Origin of the sequence: Streptomyces kanasensis, from assembly GCF_043077165.1 — a bacterium.
GTDB lineage: Bacteria > Actinomycetota > Actinomycetes > Streptomycetales > Streptomycetaceae > Streptomyces > Streptomyces changanensis.
Genome location: NZ_JBIBSF010000001.1, coordinates 833,764 through 850,419, shown reverse-complemented (window position 1 = coordinate 850,419; position 16,656 = coordinate 833,764). Strand labels below are relative to the sequence as shown.

Annotated in this window: 14 protein-coding genes and 1 pseudogene; 7 read left to right on the top strand and 8 right to left on the bottom strand. The window is 74.3% G+C overall.

Annotated features, from left to right (window positions below; all coding sequences use genetic code 11):
* Positions 1-49 precede the first annotated feature (49 nt).
* The gene (locus tag ACF053_RS03710) at positions 50-1,264 is read left to right on the top strand and encodes an acetyl-CoA C-acetyltransferase (RefSeq protein ID WP_391952294.1); all 1,215 of its coding nucleotides are present in this window, start codon (positions 50-52) and stop codon (positions 1,262-1,264) included.
* Positions 1,265-1,312: 48 nt separating this feature from the next.
* A complete protein-coding gene (locus ACF053_RS03705; protein ID WP_391952293.1) occupies positions 1,313-3,493 on the top strand; it encodes a 3-hydroxyacyl-CoA dehydrogenase NAD-binding domain-containing protein in 2,181 nt (726 codons plus the stop codon).
* Between the two features lie 46 nt (positions 3,494-3,539).
* On the opposite strand, the gene ACF053_RS03700 is transcribed toward ACF053_RS03705, so the two are convergent.
* A complete protein-coding gene (locus ACF053_RS03700; protein WP_391952634.1) occupies positions 3,540-4,280 on the bottom strand; it encodes a MerR family transcriptional regulator in 741 nt (246 codons plus the stop codon).
* 146 nt (positions 4,281-4,426) lie between these two features.
* Positions 4,427-4,744, bottom strand: a complete 318-nt coding sequence (locus ACF053_RS03695; RefSeq protein ID WP_391952292.1) for a hypothetical protein — start codon at positions 4,742-4,744, stop codon at positions 4,427-4,429.
* Between the two features lie 107 nt (positions 4,745-4,851).
* Between ACF053_RS03695 and ACF053_RS03690 the strand changes: the two genes are divergently transcribed.
* Entirely contained in the window at positions 4,852-5,628 is a 777-nt protein-coding gene (locus tag ACF053_RS03690) for a GNAT family N-acetyltransferase (protein ID WP_391952291.1), read from the top strand.
* Positions 5,629-5,754: 126 nt separating this feature from the next.
* Here the strand turns inward: ACF053_RS03690 and ACF053_RS03685 are convergent.
* Positions 5,755-6,516 (bottom strand): annotated as a pseudogene (locus tag ACF053_RS03685) (DMT family transporter); the annotation flags it as partial.
* A gap of 380 nt (positions 6,517-6,896) precedes the next feature.
* Between ACF053_RS03685 and ACF053_RS03680 the strand changes: the two are divergent.
* The 3 genes from ACF053_RS03680 to ACF053_RS03670 all read left to right on the top strand — a co-directional run bounded on the left by ACF053_RS03680 (position 6,897) and on the right by ACF053_RS03670 (position 9,092).
* The gene (locus ACF053_RS03680) at positions 6,897-7,508 is read left to right on the top strand and encodes a GNAT family N-acetyltransferase (protein ID WP_391952290.1); all 612 of its coding nucleotides are present in this window, start codon (positions 6,897-6,899) and stop codon (positions 7,506-7,508) included.
* Positions 7,509-7,627: 119 nt separating this feature from the next.
* On the top strand, positions 7,628-8,245 hold the full coding sequence (locus tag ACF053_RS03675; RefSeq protein WP_391952289.1) for a dihydrofolate reductase family protein: 618 nt from the start codon (positions 7,628-7,630) through the stop codon (positions 8,243-8,245).
* Positions 8,246-8,249: 4 nt separating this feature from the next.
* On the top strand, positions 8,250-9,092 hold the full coding sequence (locus ACF053_RS03670; protein WP_391952288.1) for an alpha/beta fold hydrolase: 843 nt from the start codon (positions 8,250-8,252) through the stop codon (positions 9,090-9,092).
* A 211-nt stretch (positions 9,093-9,303) separates the two neighbouring features.
* Here the strand turns inward: ACF053_RS03670 and sph are convergent, their stop codons facing one another.
* Positions 9,304-10,266 (bottom strand): sphingomyelin phosphodiesterase, encoded by a 963-nt coding sequence (gene sph, locus ACF053_RS03665; protein ID WP_391952633.1) that lies wholly within the window; start codon positions 10,264-10,266, stop codon positions 9,304-9,306.
* Between the two features lie 330 nt (positions 10,267-10,596).
* On the opposite strand from sph, the gene ACF053_RS03660 reads away from it, so the two are divergent.
* The gene (locus ACF053_RS03660; RefSeq protein WP_391952287.1) at positions 10,597-11,499 is read left to right on the top strand and encodes an oxygenase MpaB family protein; all 903 of its coding nucleotides are present in this window, start codon (positions 10,597-10,599) and stop codon (positions 11,497-11,499) included.
* Here the strand turns inward: ACF053_RS03660 and ACF053_RS03655 are convergent.
* From ACF053_RS03655 to ACF053_RS03640, 4 genes are all read right to left on the bottom strand, one after another.
* Complete coding sequence (locus ACF053_RS03655; protein WP_391952286.1) at positions 11,471-12,871, bottom strand: GH1 family beta-glucosidase; 1,401 nt, start codon at positions 12,869-12,871, stop codon at positions 11,471-11,473. The two genes, ACF053_RS03660 and ACF053_RS03655, sit on opposite strands and share 29 nt — an antisense overlap.
* 115 nt (positions 12,872-12,986) lie before the next feature.
* Entirely contained in the window at positions 12,987-13,823 is an 837-nt protein-coding gene (locus tag ACF053_RS03650) for a carbohydrate ABC transporter permease (protein ID WP_391952285.1), read from the bottom strand.
* Positions 13,820-14,791 (bottom strand): carbohydrate ABC transporter permease, encoded by a 972-nt coding sequence (locus tag ACF053_RS03645; protein WP_391952284.1) that lies wholly within the window; start codon positions 14,789-14,791, stop codon positions 13,820-13,822. Before ACF053_RS03645 ends, ACF053_RS03650 begins: the two co-directional genes overlap by 4 nt.
* A gap of 350 nt (positions 14,792-15,141) precedes the next feature.
* Positions 15,142-16,443 carry an ABC transporter substrate-binding protein gene (locus ACF053_RS03640; RefSeq protein ID WP_391952283.1) on the bottom strand — a complete coding sequence of 434 codons (1,302 nt, stop codon included), beginning with the start codon at positions 16,441-16,443 and terminating at the stop codon, positions 15,142-15,144.
* Positions 16,444-16,656 lie beyond the last annotated feature (213 nt).

Sequence of the window (16,656 nt, the reverse complement as noted above, 5' to 3'; positions counted from 1 at the left end):
CCACCCCACCCGTGATGTGACGACCCCCGCGACGCGAAAGGCCCGACCTGTGACCACCGAAGCGTTCGTCTACGAAGCGATCCGCACCCCCCGGGGCCGCGGCAAGGCCAACGGCTCCCTGCACGGCACCAAGCCCATCGACCTCGTCGTCGGCCTCATCCACGAGCTGCGCGACCGGCTCCCGGGCCTCGACCCCGCCGCCGTCGACGACATCGTCCTCGGCGTCGTCTCCCCGCTCGGCGACCAGGGCTCCGACATCGCCAAGATCGCGGCCATCGCCGCCGGTCTGCCCGACACCGTCGCCGGCGTCCAGGAGAACCGCTACTGCGCCTCCGGCCTCGACGCGGTCAACACCGCCGCCATGAAGGTCCGCTCCGGCTGGGAGGACCTCGTCCTCGCCGGCGGCGTGGAGTCGATGTCCCGCGTGCCGATGGGCTCCGACGGCGGCGCCTGGATGTCCGACCCCATGACCAACCACACCACCCGCTTCGTCCCCCAGGGCATCAGCGCCGACCTCATCGCCACCGTCGAGGGCTTCTCCCGGCGCGACGTCGACGAGTACGCCGCCCTCTCCCAGGAGCGCGCGGCCGCCGCGTGGAAGGAGGGCCGCTTCGACCGGTCCGTCGTCCCCGTCAAGGACCGCAACGGGCTCGTCGTCCTCGACCACGACGAGCACCTGCGCCCCGGGACCACCGCCGACAGCCTGGCCGCGCTCAAGCCGTCGTTCGCGGACATCGGCGACCTGGGCGGCTTCGACGCCGTCGCCCTCCAGAAGTACCACTGGGTCGAGCGGATCGACCACGTCCACCACGCGGGCAACTCCTCCGGCATCGTCGACGGCGCGGCCCTCGTCGCCGTCGGCTCCCGCGAGGTCGGCGAGCGGTACGGGCTGACGCCGCGCGCCCGGATCGTCTCCGCCGCCGTCTCCGGCTCGGAGCCGACCATCATGCTCACCGGGCCCGCCCCCGCCAGCCGCAAGGCCCTCGCCAAGGCCGGCCTCACCATCGACGACATCGACCTGGTCGAGATCAACGAGGCGTTCGCCGCGGTCGTCCTGCGCTTCGCCCGGGACATGGGCCTGCCCCTCGACCGGATCAACGTCAACGGCGGCGCCATCGCCCTCGGCCACCCCCTCGGCGCCACCGGCGCGATGATCCTCGGCACCCTCGTCGACGAGCTGGAGCGCCAGGACAAGCGGTACGGCCTCGCCACCCTCTGCGTCGGCGGCGGCATGGGCGTCGCCACCATCGTCGAGCGCCTCTGAGCCCGCCCCGTCCGCGTCCCGCCCGAACCCCGTTACGGAGAAGCATCCATGACCGCCCTGCCGACGCGTTCCACCATCCGCTGGGAACAGGACGAGACCGGTGTCGTCACCCTCGTCCTCGACGACCCGGAGCAGTCCGCCAACACCATGAACCAGGCGTTCCGCGAGTCGATCGCGGCGGTCGCCGACCGGTGCGAGGCCGAGCGGGACTCCATCCGCGGCATCGTCTACACCTCGGCGAAGAAGACCTTCTTCGCCGGCGGCGACCTCAGGGACATGATGCGGGCGGGCCCGGCCGACGCCCAGCGGATCTTCGACGCCACCAACGAGATCAAGCGCTCGCTGCGGCGCATCGAGACCCTCGGCAAGCCCGTCGTCGCCGCCATCAACGGCGCGGCGCTCGGCGGCGGCTACGAGATCGCCCTCGCCTCCCACCACCGGATCGCCCTGGACGCGCCCGGCTCGAAGATCGGCCTGCCCGAGGTCACGCTCGGCCTGCTGCCCGGCGGAGGCGGCGTCACCCGCACCGTCCGCCTCATGGGCATCGCCGACGCGCTGCTGAAGGTCCTCCTCCAGGGCCGGCAGTACTCGCCCCGGCGCGCCCTGGAGAACGGCCTGGTCCACGAGGTCGCCGACTCGCCCGAGTCCATGCTGGCCCAGGCCCGCGCCTTCATCGACGCCCACCCCGAGTCCCGCCAGCCCTGGGACGTCCCGGGCTACCGGATCCCCGGCGGCACCCCGGCGCAGCCGAAGTTCGCGGCGAATCTGCCGGCCTTCCCGGCGAACCTGCGCAAGCAGCTCAACGGCGCCCCCTACCCGGCGCCCCGCAACATCCTCGCCGCCGCCGTCGAGGGCTCCCAGGTCGACTTCGAGAGCGCCTGCGTCATCGAGTCCCGCTACTTCACGGAACTCGTCACCGGCCGGACCGCGAAGAACATGATCCAGGCGTTCTTCTTCGACCTCCAGGCCGTCAACGCCGGGCGGAGCCGCCCGCAGGGCGTGGAGCCCCACACGGTCCGCAGGGCCGCCGTCCTCGGCGCCGGGATGATGGGCGCGGGCATCGCCTACGCCTGCGCGAAGGCGGGCATCGAGGTGGTCCTCAAGGACGTGTCCGCACAGGCCGCCGCCCAGGGCAAGGCGTACTCCGAGAAGCTCTGCGCCAAGGCGGTCGAACGCGGCCGGACCACCCGGGAGAAGGCGGACGCACTGCTCGCCCGCATCCACCCGACGGCCGAGGTGGCGGACCTCGCGGGGTGCGACGCCGTCATCGAGGCCGTGTTCGAGGACACCGCCCTCAAGCACAAGGTGTTCCAGGAGGTGCAGGGCGTCGTGGCGCCCGATGCCCTGCTGTGCTCCAACACCTCCACGCTGCCGATCACCGTCCTCGCGGAGGGCGTGGAGCGGCAGGCCGACTTCGTGGGCCTGCACTTCTTCTCGCCCGTCGACAAGATGCCGCTCGTGGAGATCGTCCGGGGCGGGCGGACCGGCGACGAGGCCCTGGCCCGCGCCTTCGACCTGGTCCGGCAGATCTCCAAGACGCCGGTCGTCGTCAACGACTCGCGCGGCTTCTTCACCTCCCGGGTGATCGGCCGGTTCCTGAACGAGGGCGTCGCGATGGTGGGAGAGGGCGTCGAGCCGGCCTCCGTCGAACAGGCGGCGGCCCAGGCCGGCTACCCGGCCAAGGTGCTGTCCCTCATGGACGAGCTGACGCTGACGCTGCCCCGCCGGATCCGCGGCGAGACGCGGCGCGCCGTGGAGGAGGCGGGCGGGACCTGGACCGCGCACCCGGCGGAGGCCGTCGTGGACCGCATGGTCGACGAGTTCGGCCGCACGGGCCGCAGCGGCGGCGCCGGCTTCTACGACTACGACGCGGACGGCCGCCGCACCGGCCTGTGGCCCGGTCTGCGCGAGCACTTCACCCGCACCGGGGCGGAGGTCCCCTTCGAGGACATGAAGGAGCGGATGCTCTTCTCCGAGGCGCTCGACGCGGTGCGCTGCCTGGAGGAGGGCGTGCTGACCTCGGTCGCCGACGCCAACATCGGCTCCGTCATGGGCATCGGCTTCCCCGCCTGGACCGGCGGCGTCCTGCAGTACGTCAACGGCTACGAGGGCGGCCTGCCCGGCTTCGTGGCGCGGGCGCGGGAGCTGGCCGCGCGGTACGGCGAGCGGTTCGAGCCGCCGGCGCTGCTGGTGCGGAAGGCGGAGCGGGGGCAGACGTTCACGGACTGACGCGACGGTCGGAGCCGCCCGGGGAGACCACCGGGCGGCGGGCCGGTCACTCCGGGGCGCGGAAGGCGGCCCGGAGCTCCTCGGTCAGCGACCGCTGGAAGGCGGTGACCAGCGCCTGCACCACCAGCGGCTGCATGTGCGCGGAGAGCGACTTCATCGCCCGCACGTGCTGCGGGTCCTCGGGGTCGGCCTCCCGCTCCCGGTACGGGCTCCACACCTCGTCGCGGAAGAGCCGGGTCAGCTCGTGCGCCGCCTCGCGCGTGTGCTCCACCAGCACCGCGCGGGCGGCGACGATCGTCGCGTGCGGGATCGGCACGTCGAGCAGCTGTACGCCGAGGCGCAGCAGCCCCAGGTCGACGCGCAGGGTCCCGTCCTCGTCTGGGCCGGTCAGCACGTCCATCGCGGCGAGCAGGTGCATGTCGGCGTCCGTCAGCCGCCGCCCGGCCCGCCGCTCCAGCTCGGCGCGGGTCAGCCGCTCCACGGAGTCCGGCGCCCAGGTCGCCACCAGCGCCCGGTGGATCGCCAGGTCCTGCGCGTTCACGTCGGGCGGCAGCTGCTCCAGGTACCGCTCGATCGCGGCGAGCGTCATGCCCTGGTGCTGGAGCTCCTCGATCAGTGCCAGCCGCGCGAGGTGTTCGGGCCCGTACCGCCCCACCCGGCGGGGACCGAGGACCGGCGGCGGGAGCAGTCCGCGGGTGCCGTAGAAGCGGATCGTCCGGACGGTGACGCCGGCCCGGGCCGCGAGCTCGTCCACGGTGAACGCCGGCTGCTGCGTCTCGGTCGCCAAGGGGCCCTCGCTTCCACGCTGGTGTCGCACTGGTGCAACAGTATTGCTGTCGCACCACCCCTGTGAAACCCCGCGAGCGCCGCGCCCCCCGTGGCCCGCCCCACGGCGCCGCCCCCGTCGCGGCGCGACCGCGGGCGGTCGATGGGTCAGCGGGGGCCGACGGCGGGGGCGATCATGAGCAGCACCGCGGTGGGGAGGAAGAGGAACATCCCGCCCGTGGCCCCCACGAAGCCCCACACCGCGAGGGCGAGCCCCAGCAGCGCGCACGTCCAGCCGAAGGCGCGCGGGTGGCGCAGGAGCAGGAGGGGCACCGCGACGGGCAGGGCCGTGACGAGGAAGAGCCCGCCGAGGCCGGCGTCGAAGCCCAGGACGAGCGCGGGTAGGGTCGCCAGTGCGGCCAGGATCGCGACGAAGCGCTGGATCCCGTGTACCCGCCGCGGCCGTCCGTCCAGTGCGGTGTCCATGGTGCCTGCCCCCGTTCGACGAAGTATTTGAACACGTTCAACGTACCCCATGGCGGGCCCGGTGAAAATCCGTTGCCGCCCCGCGCCCGCGGTGGTCGGCTGCCCCCATGGACGAGGAAGCGGTACGCGCGCTGTACGACCGGTGGATGAGGCGGGAGGCCCGGCCCGACGGGCCCGGCTGCCGCGTGGAGCGGGTGGGGGAGGTCGTCCGGCAGACGGGCCCCGCCGAGGCGTGGAACGGCGTGCTGTGGAGCGGCCTGACCGCCGGGACGGCGGACCGGGCCGTCGAGGAGCAGATCCGCCACTACACCGCCCTCGGACGCGACTTCGAGTGGAAGCTGTACGCCCACGACGAGCCGGCCGACCTCGCAGACCGGCTCGTCGCCGCCGGCTTCCGGGCCGAGCCCCCGGAGGCGCTCATGGTCGCCGGGACGGCCGGCGCCGCCACCGACACCGCGCCGCCCGAGGGCGTCGAGCTCCTCCCGGTCACCGACGCGGCCGGGATGGACCTCGTCGCGGAGGTCCACGAGCGGGCGTTCGGCACGGACGGCACCCTGCTGCGGCAGCGGCTGCTCGCCCAGCTCGTGGACCGGCCGGACACGGTCGCCGTCGTCCTCGCCGTGGCGGGGGACCGGCCGATCAGCTCGGCCCGCCTGGAGATGCTCCCCGGCGTGCCCTTCGCCGGCCTGTGGGGCGGCGGCACCGTACCGGAGTGGCGCGGCAGGGGCGTCTACCGCGCCCTCGTGGCCCACCGCGCCCGCACCGCCGCCGCCCGCGGCTACGACTGGCTCCAGGTCGACGCCTCCGCCGACAGCCGCCCCATCCTGCACCGCCTGGGCTTCACCACCCTCTCCACCACGACCCCGTACGTGTACGAGCCCTGACGGAAGGGGCGCCGCCGCCGTGGCGCCCGCCTGGCTACCGCCCCGGCTGCCGGCGCCGGCGGGCACGGTCAGCAGGACCAGGCCCCCGGTCAGGACGGCCAGCCCGCACCAGGAGAAGGCCGGCAGGCGTTCACCGAGCACGGTGACGCCCAGGACCGCGGCGACGGCGGGCTCGGGCAGGGTCAGCGACGTGGCCACCGACGCCGACGTGTGGCGCAGCCCGCGCCCGTAGAGCCGGTAGGTGAGGTAGACGGTGAACACGGCCAGGTACACGGCCACGGTCGCGCCGCGCGCCGTGGCGAGCCAGTGCACGCCCAGCGTCAGCACGAGCGGCGTGACCAGCAGCCCCGCCCCGCCGAACAGCACGCCCATCACCGCGCCGGAGGGCCTCCCGCGGCTGATGAGCCGGGCCGCGACCAGGGCGTAGGCGGCGTAGGACAGCCCGGCGCACGCGGCCAGCGCCACCCCCGCGGGGTCCACCGGTGTGGCGCGGGCGGTGAGCGAGGGACCCAGCACCAGGAGGGCGCAGCCCAGGACGGCGGCCGCGGTGGCGGCCGTCCAGCGGGTGGTGGGCCGGGTCCGTTCGGTGGCCCAGGAGAGCAGTCCGGCGAAGACCGGGGCGCTCCCCAACGCGATCACGGTGGCCACCGCCACGCCGGTCCGGGCGGTCGCCGGGTAGAAGGTGACCGGATACCCCGCCACCGCCACCGCGCCCAGGGCCAGCAGCCGCCGCTCGCGGGGCGTGCAGGCGGCCGGCAGCGAGCGGGCGCCCCGGGAGGTGAGGAACAGCAGGATGCCGCCGAGGACGAGACCGGCGCAGCCGATGGTCGCCGGCGACGCGCCGGCCGGGGCGAAGGACGCGGCGGTCCCGGTCGTGCCCCACAGCACGGCCGAGCCGAGGATGGGCGCGGGGCCGCCGAGGACACCGGTGCGGGAGGGGCGCGGGCCGGCGGTCGCCGGGCGCGCGGGAGTCAGGGGGGACGTGCGGTTCGGCACTGTCGTGATCTTCCGTCGTCGAATGCGTCAGTGGACTGATCCGAAACGGGCGCACGACAGGAACCCCTGACCGCCCTGCGGGCCGGTCGGGGACGGAGGTCAAAGCCGTCGGTGTCTGCGCCCGATCAGGCGCAGAGCGGCGGCAGGACGGCGTGCCGGTAGGTCTTCACGCGCCGATGCTATCCGCCGCGTGCGGGAAGGACGCCGGAAGGGTGCGGGAAGGGCGCGCGGGCGCGCGGGAACCGTCTCCTCACCGAGATCGTTCCCGGGGTATGCCCCGGCACCCTGACGACACGTCCGTACGCCCCCTCGCCGACGCCGACGTCCCGACGGCGGTCGACACCCTCACGCGGGCCTTCGCCGACTACCCCTACACGCGGCACGTGATCGCCGCGGAGGACCACGAGGAGCGGATCCGCCGCTTCCAGGAGCTGTGCCTGACCCGCGTCGGCATGGTGTACGGCCGTGTCTGGGTGGCCGACGCGGGGCGGGCCGTCGCCGTCTGGTCCACCCCCGACCGGGACCCCTCGCCCGCCTTCGCGGAGATCGGCCCCCTGCTCGGTGACCTGACCGGTGACCGGGCGGCTGCCTACGAGTCCGCGGAGCGGGCCGTCGCCCCGCACCGGCCGAAGGAGCCGGTCTGGTTCCTCGCCACGGTGGCGGTCGCTCCCGGAGCCCAGGGGCGGGGCCTCGGCGGCGCGGTGCTGGCCCCTGGCATCGAGGCGGCTGCGCGGGCCGGGTACCCGGCGTTCCTGGAGACCTCCAGCGAGCGGAACGTGCGCTTCTACGAGCGCCTCGGCTTCGGGGTCACGGCCGACGTCCGGCTCCCCGACGGAGGCCCCCGCACCTGGTGCATGCGCAGGGACCCCCGCCGCAGCCGTTGACCCTCGACCCCACGTCCACGGCGCGGTCCTCCTCCCTGCGGACCGGCCCCGGGGGGCGCGTCCGCCACGCCCTCACGCCTGAGCGATGAGTTTGGGCGGCGGATCGGGTCTGCCCTGGTATGACGCGCACCATCGCTGACATCTCGGTCTCTCTCGACGGCTTCGTCACCGGACCCGACCCGGGCCCCGACAACGGTCTGGGCACGGGTGGCGAGGCCCTGCACACGTGGGCGTTCTCGGACGACCCCGACGACCGCCGGGTCCTGCGCGAGGGGACCGCCCGCTCGGGCGCCGTCGTCCTCGGTCGCCGCCTCTTCGACGTGGTCGACGGACCGGAGGGCTGGGACGACACCTCCGGCTACGGCGCCGGCGAGGTCGGCAGGCCCGCGTTCGTCGTCGTGACGAGCTCGCCGCCGGAGTCGGTGCGGACCACCGGCCTCGACTGGACGTTCGTCACGACCGGTCTGCCCGACGCCGTCGCCGCCGCCCGCGAGCGAGCCGAGGCGGCGTCGTCGGACTGCGGCAAGGACCTCGACGTCGTCCTCATGGGAGGCGGCGCCACGATCGCCTCGGCGCTCGACGCCGGGCTGGTCGACGTACTGACGCTGCACCTCGCACCCGTCGTCCTGGGCGCCGGGACACCTCTGTTCACCGGCGGAGCGCCACGCACCCTGGTGCAGCGCGGCGTGCTCCCGACGTCGACCGCGACGCACCTCACCTACGACCTCTCCCGGTGATCCGATGACCACTGTCCACGCCAACGGGACCGCCCTGGGCATCGAGTCGTTCGGTGCCCGGGACGCGCCGCTCGTCCTGCTCGCGGGCGGGACGACGATGCTCTCCTGGCCCGACGCGCTGTGCGAGCGCCTCGCCGCCGGCGGGCGCCGCGCGGTGCGCTACGACCTGCGCGACAGCGGGGAGTCGACGACGGAGGATCCGCAGGCGCCCGCCTACACCCTGCGCGACCTCGCTGCCGACGCGGCGGCCCTTGCCGACGCGCTCGGCGGCGGGCCCGCGCACCTCGCGGGGATCGGTGTCGGCGGGATGGTCGCCCAGGTGGCCGCGCTGGACCATGCGGGCGCGTTCTCGGCGCTCACCCTGGTCGGCACCCGTGCGGTCGCCCCTGGCCCGCCCGACGACGACCTCCCCGACCACGACCAGGCGTCGATGAGCCGGCTGTTCACGCGTCCGCTGCCCGATTGGGCCGACCGCGAGGCGGTCGCGCGGTTCGCCGCCGCCGGCGCGGAGATCCTCGGGGACGACCCCGCCGCCGCGCGCGCGGTCGCCGCGCGCGTCTGGGACCGCACGCCCGGCACCGCGCCACCGGTCCAGACGGCCAACCAACTGGGCATGGTGTTCTCCCGCCTCGACTGCGGACCCCGCTGGCGCGAGCGCCTGCCCGGGATCGAGGTCCCCACGCTCGTCGTCCACGGCCGCCGCGACCCGTTCTTCCCCGTCGGCAACGGCGAGGCGATCGCGCGTGAGATCCCCGGGGCACGGCTGCTCGTCCTGGAGGAGGCCGCCACGACGATCCCCGACGCGGCGGTCGGCGAGGTCGCCGAGGCGATGCTCACGCTCGGGTAGAGGACGGCGGGCGCCGCGCGGACCCGGCCTCCGCGCGGCAGTGGACGTGGCACACCCGACCGGGCCGACCGCCCGGATCCCGGAGCCAGGAGCCAGGAGCCAGGAGCCAGGAGCCAGGAGACCGGCGCCGGACGGCGGCCGGTCCGGCCGGTCCGCCGGTGCGGCTGGACCGGCCGAGCGGTCGGGACGACCGGAAGGCCGGCTCCGCCCGTCAGGGGGCCGCGTGGCCCGTGACCGGGTAGTGGTCGGAGAGGTTCGTGTACGTGTGGGTGCGGCCCCAACTCGACACCGTCCACGGCGCGCTGCGCTCCGCGAGCACGTGGTTCGTCCAGCCCGCCGGGCGGGCGTGGCCCGCGCGGTGCAGGACGTGGTCGAGGTCCTCGCGCGGGTCGTCGGGGTAGCGCTCGGCCGCGATGGAGTTCTCCGCGGTGTCGAACGAGTACGGGTGGCCGGTGCGGGCGTCCGCGCCCGCCAGGCCCGCGTCGGCGAGCATCGTCGCGTACTCCGGCGTCCGCGTGTCGACGTTCAGGTCGCCCGCCACGATCACCTGCTCGGAGGCCGGGATGGCCTTCGCGTCCAGGAAGGCGTCCAGCGCCCGGAACTGCCGGGAGCGCACCCGCGCCGCCTCGCCCGCCGCGCAGCCGGGGTCCGTCGACTGGGCGTGCGTGCCGACGACGTGGACGCGGGAGCCGCCGACGTCGAGGACCGCGTAGACGAAGCCCTTGTTGGAATACCAGTCCGCGCCGCACGCGTCCTTGTAGACGTACTGCTCCTTGCGGACGATCGGCCACTTGCTGAGCACCGTCACCCCGCCGTCCTCCGGCGTGGTCGACGAGTAGGCGCCGCCCGTCGCGTCCCACCCGGACGTGCCGCGGCCCATGACGGGCGTCTGGTGCGGGTACCGGGCCGAGGCGTTGCGGCGCAGCGCGTCCGAGGAGGTGTTGTCGAACGCCTCCTGGACGACGACCACGTCGTTGCCCTGGAAGAACGGCGCCGCGGGTATCGCCTTCGCCCGGTGGTCCTGGCCCCAGTTGGGGTACAGGGCGCGATTGAAGAGGAAGGCGTTGTACGTGAGGACCGTGAGGCGGGGCGTCGCCTCCGGGGCGGCGGCCGCCTGCGGGGCCGCGGCGGTGAGGGAGAGCGCGGCGAGCGCGGCGGACACCGCGCCCGCCAGGACGGCGCGCGGCGCGCGGCGCGGAGCGGGCCGCGCGACGGACGGGCCGGCGGGGCGCGGCGCGGACGCACGGGCGGAGCACGGTACGGAGGGGTGGGCGGGGCGCGGCACGGGGACTCCCGGGGACGTGGGGCGGGTCTCGGCGCGGCACATCAAAGCAGCCGCGGTTACCCTCCGGTAGATCCCGGGTGGAGGAGATCTTGCGGAGACCGGGCGGGCCGGAGAACCCTCCCCTCCGCGCCCGCCGGGACCCCGGAACCCCCCGTACCGCCACCGATCGCATACTGGAGGTCCACCCCGCGGACACCGGACGGACCTGGAGCGGCACCCATGACGACACCCCCCGCACACCCGCAGCCGCCGCCTCCCGGCGGGGTCCTGTGGAGCCTCGCGGGGGACGTCAGGGGCCTGCTCATGCTGCCCGCCGCCCTCGCCCTCCAGGTCGCGCACCCGGCGGTCGGCGCCGGCGTCGACGAGCACTCCGTCTTCCGCACCGACCCCTGGGGCCGCGGGGAGCGTTCCCTGCGCTCGCTCCAACTGTGGGTGTACGGCGGGGAGGCCGCGGCCGAGGAGGGGCGGCGCCTGCGCCGGCTGCACGGCGCGATCTCGGGCACGGACACCCGCGGCCGCCCGTACCACGCGCTGCGGCCCGAGACCTACGCCTGGGTCCACGCCACCGGGTTCCCCGTCCAGCACCACGCCCTGCGCTACCTGGTGCGGCCCATGACCCCGGAGCAGGAACGGCAGCTGTACGCCGAGTGGCTGCGGGTGGGGCGCGTCCTCGGCATCCGTGACCGCGACATGCCGCAGACCGTCGAGGAGTTCTGGCCGTACTACCGCCGGATGCTCGCCGAGGAGGTCGAGCTCACCCCCGTCGTGCGGGACCTGGTGGCGACGGGCGACCCGCTGCCGCCGCCCGACCGCGGGCCCCTGCCGCTGCGGCTGCTGCTGCGCCCCCTGTGGCCCCTGGTCTGGCCGCGCCTCGCCCGCTTCCGGGCCTTCGTCACCGTCGGGTTCATGCCGCCCGACGCCCGCGAGGCGATCGGCCTGGAGTGGTCGCCGGCCCAGGAGCGGCGGCTGCGCCGGCTCTCCCGGGTCGTGCGGGCCGTGGTGCCCGCACTCCCCGAGCGGTTGCGCTACCTGCCGCTCGCCCGCCGCGCCCGCCGCGCCCACCGGCGCGGCCGGGACGCCGGGCGGGTCCCGCTCACCGCGGGAGACCGCCCCGTGCGATGACCTCCCCGTACCAGCGCGCGCTGTCCTTCGGCGTGCGCCGCTGCGACGCGAAGTCCACGTGGACGATGCCGAACCGCTTGCCGTAGCCGTACGCCCACTCGAAGTTGTCCAGCAGCGACCACAGGAAGTACCCGCGCACGTCGACGCCGTCCGCGAGCGCGCGGTGCACGGCCGCCAGGTGCTGGCGCAGGTACGCCACCCGCTCCGGGTCGTGGACCTCGCCCGACGGGTCGGCGTAGTCGTCGTACGCCGCGCCGTTCTCGGTGACCATCAGCGGGACGTGCGGGAGCTCGTCGCGCAGCCGCGTCAGCAGCTCGTGCAGGCCGTCCGCGTCCACCGGCCAGTCCATGGCCGTGCGCGGCCCGGGCGCGGGCTCGAAGCGCACGTGCCGCTCCGCGCCCGGCCAGGGCGACGGGCCCTCGTGGGTGCCGGCCGCGACGACCGTGGGGGAGTAGTAGTTGATGCCCAGCGAGTCGACGGGCGCCGAGGCCGCCGCCAGGTCGCCGTCCCGGACGAACGACCAGTCCGTCAGCGCCGCGGTGTCCGCGACCAGGTCCTCGGGCAGCCGCCCGTGGAACACCGGGTCCAGGAACACCCGGTTGCCGAGCGCGTCGACGCGGCGGGCCGCGTCCGCGTCCGCCTCCGAGCCGGTCAGCGGCCGCACCGCGTGCAGGTTCAGTGTCAGCGACACCTCGGTCGACGCGGGGAGCGCCGCCCGCAGCGCCCCCACGGCGAGCCCGTGCGCCAGGTTGAAGTGGTGCGCGGCGCGCAGGGACGCGGCCGGGTCCGTACGGCCCGGGGCGTGCACGCCGGAGGCGTAGCCGAGGAACGCGGCGCACCACGGCTCGTTCAGCGTCGTCCAGGTGGCGACCCGGTCGCCGAGGGCGCCGGCCACGAGCGCGGCGTACTCGGCGAACCGCTCGGCGGTCTCCCGGTGCGGCCAGCCCCCGCCGTCCTCCAGCTCCTGCGGCAGGTCCCAGTGGTACAGCGTGGCGACGGGCCGGATGCCCGCCGCGCGCAGCTCGTCGACGAGCCGCCGGTAGAAGTCGAGGCCCTTCTGCAGGGCCGGGCCCCGCCCGGTGGGCTGGACCCGGGGCCAGGCGACGGAGAACCGGTAGTCGGTGACGCCGAGGTCCCGCATCAGGGCGACGTCCTCGGCCATCCGGTGGTAGTGGTCGGCGGCGATGTCCCCGGTGTCGCCGTTGCGGACCTTGCCGGGGACGCGGCTGAAGGTGTCCCAGATGGACGGGGTGCGGCCGTCCTCGTCGGCGGCGCCCTCGATCTGGTAGGCGGCGGTGGCCGTGCCCCAGCGGAACCCGGTGGGGAAGGCGAGCCCCGCCGGCGGGCGGGACTGGGCGTCGGCAGCGGTCATGAGGGGGGAACTCCCGGAGGTGTGTGAGGTGGGCGCCGGAGGACCGGGCGGGGCGGTGCGGGGCGGTCGCGAGGAACCGGCCGTGGGGCCGGGTGGTGCGGCGGCGGGCTGCGGGTCAGCCCTTGACCGCGCCCTGCATGATGCCGCCGACGATCTGCCGGCCCAGCAGGCCGAAGACGAGCAGCACGGGCAGTGTGCCGAGCAGCGTGCCCGCCATGATCACGGACTGGTCGTGGACGTAGCCGCCGCCGAGTTGGCGCAGCGCGACCTGGACGGTCGGGTTCTGCGAGGAGAGCGCGACGATCGGCCAGAAGAAGTCGTTCCAGGCGGCCATGAAGGTCAGCAGGCCGAGGACGGCCATGCCGGGCCGGGCGATGGGCACGACGATCGACCAGAAGACCCGCGCGGTGGACGCCCCGTCGACGCGGGCCGCCTCGATGAGCTCGTCGGGCAGCGCCTGCACGAGGAACTGCCGCATGAAGAACACGCCGAACGCCGAGACCAGGCCCGGCAGGATCACCGACTGGAGCTGGTTCACCCAACCCAGTTCGGCGATCAGCATGAACAGCGGGATCACCCCGAGCTGCGGCGGGATCATCATCGTGCCGACCGTGACCGTCAGCAGGGCGCCCCGCCCGCGGAAGCGGAGCTTGGCGAAGGCGAAGCCGGCGAGCGTGCAGCACAGCACGGTGCCCACGGTGATGGACCCGGACACGACCAGCGAGTTGAGCAGGGCCGTGCCGATGTCCGCCTCCTCCAGCACCGCCTCGACGTTGCGCAGCAGGTTGGGGCCGGGCAGCAGCGTGGGCGGCACCTGCGCGAGGTCGGCGTTGGACCGGCTGGCGGCGACGATGGTCCAGTAGAAGGGGAAGGCCGAGACGAGGACGGCGACGATCAGGACGGCGTACGCGACCTTGCCGCCGTGCAGCGTGCGCCCCGCGCGGGTGGTCATCGGCGGGCCTCCTTGCGGGTGCGGCGGCGCGCGAGGAGGGCGTTGGCCCCCACGAGCACCACGATGAGCAGGAACATCACCCAGGCGATGGCCGCGGCCCGGCCCAGGTGGAAGAAGCCCCAGCCCTGCTCGTACATGTACAGGCCGAGGGTCTGGTACTGGTGCGAGATGCCGCCGGAGATCGAGCCCTCGTAGAGCAGCGGCTCGCCGAACAGCTGGGTGGCGCCGATGGTCGACACGACGACCGTGAAGACGATGGTGGGCCGCAAGCCGGGAAGGGTGACGTGCAGGAACTGCCGCCACCGGGACGCGCCGTCCATCTCCGCGGCCTCGTACAGCTCGCTGGGGATGGACTGCATGCCGGCCAGGTAGATCAGCGCGTTGTAGCCGGTCCACCGCCAGATGACGATGGTGGACACCGCGATCTGCGAGGCGACCGTGCCGGTCTGCCAGTCGACCGGGCCGAAGCCGACCAGCCCGAGGACGTAGTTGACCAGACCGAAGTCGCGGCCGAAGAGCTGCGCGAAGACGAGCGTCGCCGCGGCGACGCTCGTCGCGTACGGGAGCAGCATCGCGGTGCGGAAGAAGGTCCGGCCGCGCAGCCGGTAGTTGAGCAGGTGCGCCAGGCCGAGCGCCATGACGAGCTGCGGCACGGTCGACAGCACGCCGATGGTGAAGGTGTTGCGCAGCGAGATCCAGAAGAACTCGTCGGCGAAGAGTGCCGCGTAGTTGCCGAGGCCCCGCCACTCCATGTCACCCGGGGTCTGCAACTCCACCCGGTAGAGCGAGACGAACGCGGTGTAGAGGAGCGGGAAGAGGCCGAAGGCGGCGAAGAGGGTGAAGAACGGGGCGATGAAGGCATATGGCGAGACGGTCCGCCAGGCCCGCCGCACCGCCGAGGGGCGTGCGGCCCTGGCCGGAGGGGGCGTCGGAGGCGCGGCGGTGCCCGCCGGGGCGGTGAGGGTCACGGGGCGGCCCTTCGGGGGAGCGGTCTGCGGGAGGTACGGGGGGCGGGGGTTCGTGGGTTCGGAAGGTACGGAGGGTCCGGGAGCTGCCGGACCCACCCGGAGTGCGCGCGGTGCGCACGGTGCGCACAGGACGGGCAGTGCGCACAGGACGGGCAGTGCGGACAGGACGGGCGGTGCGGACAGGACGGGCAGTGCCCATAGGACGGGCGGTGCGGACGGGCGGGAAGCAGGCGGTCCGATGGGGACCGCTCCCGCTCCGGCCCTGAGCCGGCCGTCCCCCCGCCGGACGGGCAGCGCCCGGCGGGAGCCGGCTCGGGGCGGTACGGGCTGGTGGAGGCCGGGGCCGGCCGTCAGCCCATGACGTTCGCGACGCTCTTGCGCGCGTTGGCCCACGCCTTGTCGGGCGCCGTGCCCTTGCGCTCGACCTCGCTCAACGCGTTGGTGATCTGGTCGGCGACGTTCTTGTCGTGCACGCCGAGGACCTGGACGGGCGCGGCCTTCGCCGCGTCACCGAAGATCCTGCCGATCGGGGCGCCGGAGAAGTACGGGTCCTTCGCGTCGGCGACCTTCGCGATGGCGCCGGTCGACGAGGGGAAGTTGCCCTGCTTCCGGAAGAGCTTCGCCTGCTGCTCGGGCGCCGTCAGCCAGGTGATCAGCTCGTACGCCTCCTTCTTGTGCTGGGCCGCGCGCGGCACGGTCAGGTACGAGCCGCCCCAGTTGCCCGCGCCGCCGGGGAGCTTGGCGATGTCCCACTTGCCCTTTCCGGCGTCGCCGGCCTGGCCCTTGATGTAGCCGAGCATCCAGGCGGGGCAGGGGATGGTCGCGAAGGACCCGGCGGCGAAGGCCTGGTTCCACTGCGGCGACCACTGGTCGAGCTTGGCGCTCAGCCCGGCGTCGGCGGCCTCGGTGGCGGCGTCCCACGCGGCCTTGACGGCCGGGTTCTCCTCGTAGACCAGCTTCCCGGAGGCGTCGTAGTACCGCTCCTCCTCCTGGCCGATCATGATCGTGTAGAGGCTGCCCACGCTGTCCAGCCAGGCGCTCCCGCGGGGCGCCTTCGCCTTGTACTGCTTGCCGAGCTCCAGGTACCCGTCCCAGGTGGCCCACGCGCGGGCGAGTTCCTCGCGGTCGGTGGGCAGACCGGCCTCGGCGAACAGGTCGGTGCGGTAGCACATCGCCTCGGGACCCACGTCGGTGCCGAGGCCCAGGACGCGGCCGTCCTTGGTGGTGGCCGCCGACCACTTGGCCTCGGCGAACTGGTCCTTGAGGTCGTTCGCGCCGTACTTGGCCAGGTCCTCGAACTTGTCGGCCTGCTGCTGCGTGACGGAGGCGATGCGGCCGACCTCGACGCCCTGCACGTCGGCCAGCCCGCCGCCCCCCGCGAGGCGGGTCTGGAGGGACTTCCAGTAGTCCTGCTCGTCCTCCGTGTCGGTCTGCTTGATCGTCACCCCGGGGTGCAGCTTCTCGTACTCCGCGTACAGCCCGGCCTCCTTGTAGCCGAACGAGCCGAACAGGTCGACGGTCAGCGTGACCCCGCCGCCGGCGGCGTCGGACGCGCCGTCGGCGCCGGATCCGCAGGCGGCGAGCAGGGTCCCGGTCAGCACGACCGCACCGAGTCGGACGGCGGCCCTTCTGGCGGCTCGGGCGATGGGCATGGGAAGCCTCCTTGGCTTCGATCGAGCGGGGGACACCCCACGGGAGCGACCACGGTGCCGACCACAGGCACCGTGAGAGCGCTCTCAAGAAGGTCCAGGGAGCGTCCCTCGGCGGGCCGTTCCCCGTCAAGACTCGAACGGATAACGGCGGTGCGGCGCACCAACTCGGCCCTGTGTTCCGTGTATTGACAGCAATGTTTCAGGAGTTTTACG

Bases quoted from the DNA above. Each gene is read 5' to 3' on its own strand.
- ACF053_RS03655 (WP_391952286.1), bottom strand. From the start codon at position 12,871: ATGACCGCTGCCGACGCCCAGTCCCGCCCGCCGGCGGGGCTCGCCTTC.
- ACF053_RS03675 (WP_391952289.1), top strand. From the start codon at position 7,628: ATGACGCGCACCATCGCTGACATCTCGGTCTCTCTCGACGGCTTCGTC.
- ACF053_RS03695 (WP_391952292.1), bottom strand. From the start codon at position 4,744: ATGGACACCGCACTGGACGGACGGCCGCGGCGGGTACACGGGATCCAG.
- ACF053_RS03705 (WP_391952293.1), top strand. From the start codon at position 1,313: ATGACCGCCCTGCCGACGCGTTCCACCATCCGCTGGGAACAGGACGAG.
- ACF053_RS03660 (WP_391952287.1), top strand. From the start codon at position 10,597: ATGACGACACCCCCCGCACACCCGCAGCCGCCGCCTCCCGGCGGGGTC.
- ACF053_RS03670 (WP_391952288.1), top strand. From the start codon at position 8,250: ATGACCACTGTCCACGCCAACGGGACCGCCCTGGGCATCGAGTCGTTC.
- ACF053_RS03650 (WP_391952285.1), bottom strand. From the start codon at position 13,823: ATGACCACCCGCGCGGGGCGCACGCTGCACGGCGGCAAGGTCGCGTAC.
- ACF053_RS03640 (WP_391952283.1), bottom strand. From the start codon at position 16,443: ATGCCCATCGCCCGAGCCGCCAGAAGGGCCGCCGTCCGACTCGGTGCG.
- ACF053_RS03680 (WP_391952290.1), top strand. From the start codon at position 6,897: ATGCCCCGGCACCCTGACGACACGTCCGTACGCCCCCTCGCCGACGCC.
- ACF053_RS03690 (WP_391952291.1), top strand. From the start codon at position 4,852: ATGGACGAGGAAGCGGTACGCGCGCTGTACGACCGGTGGATGAGGCGG.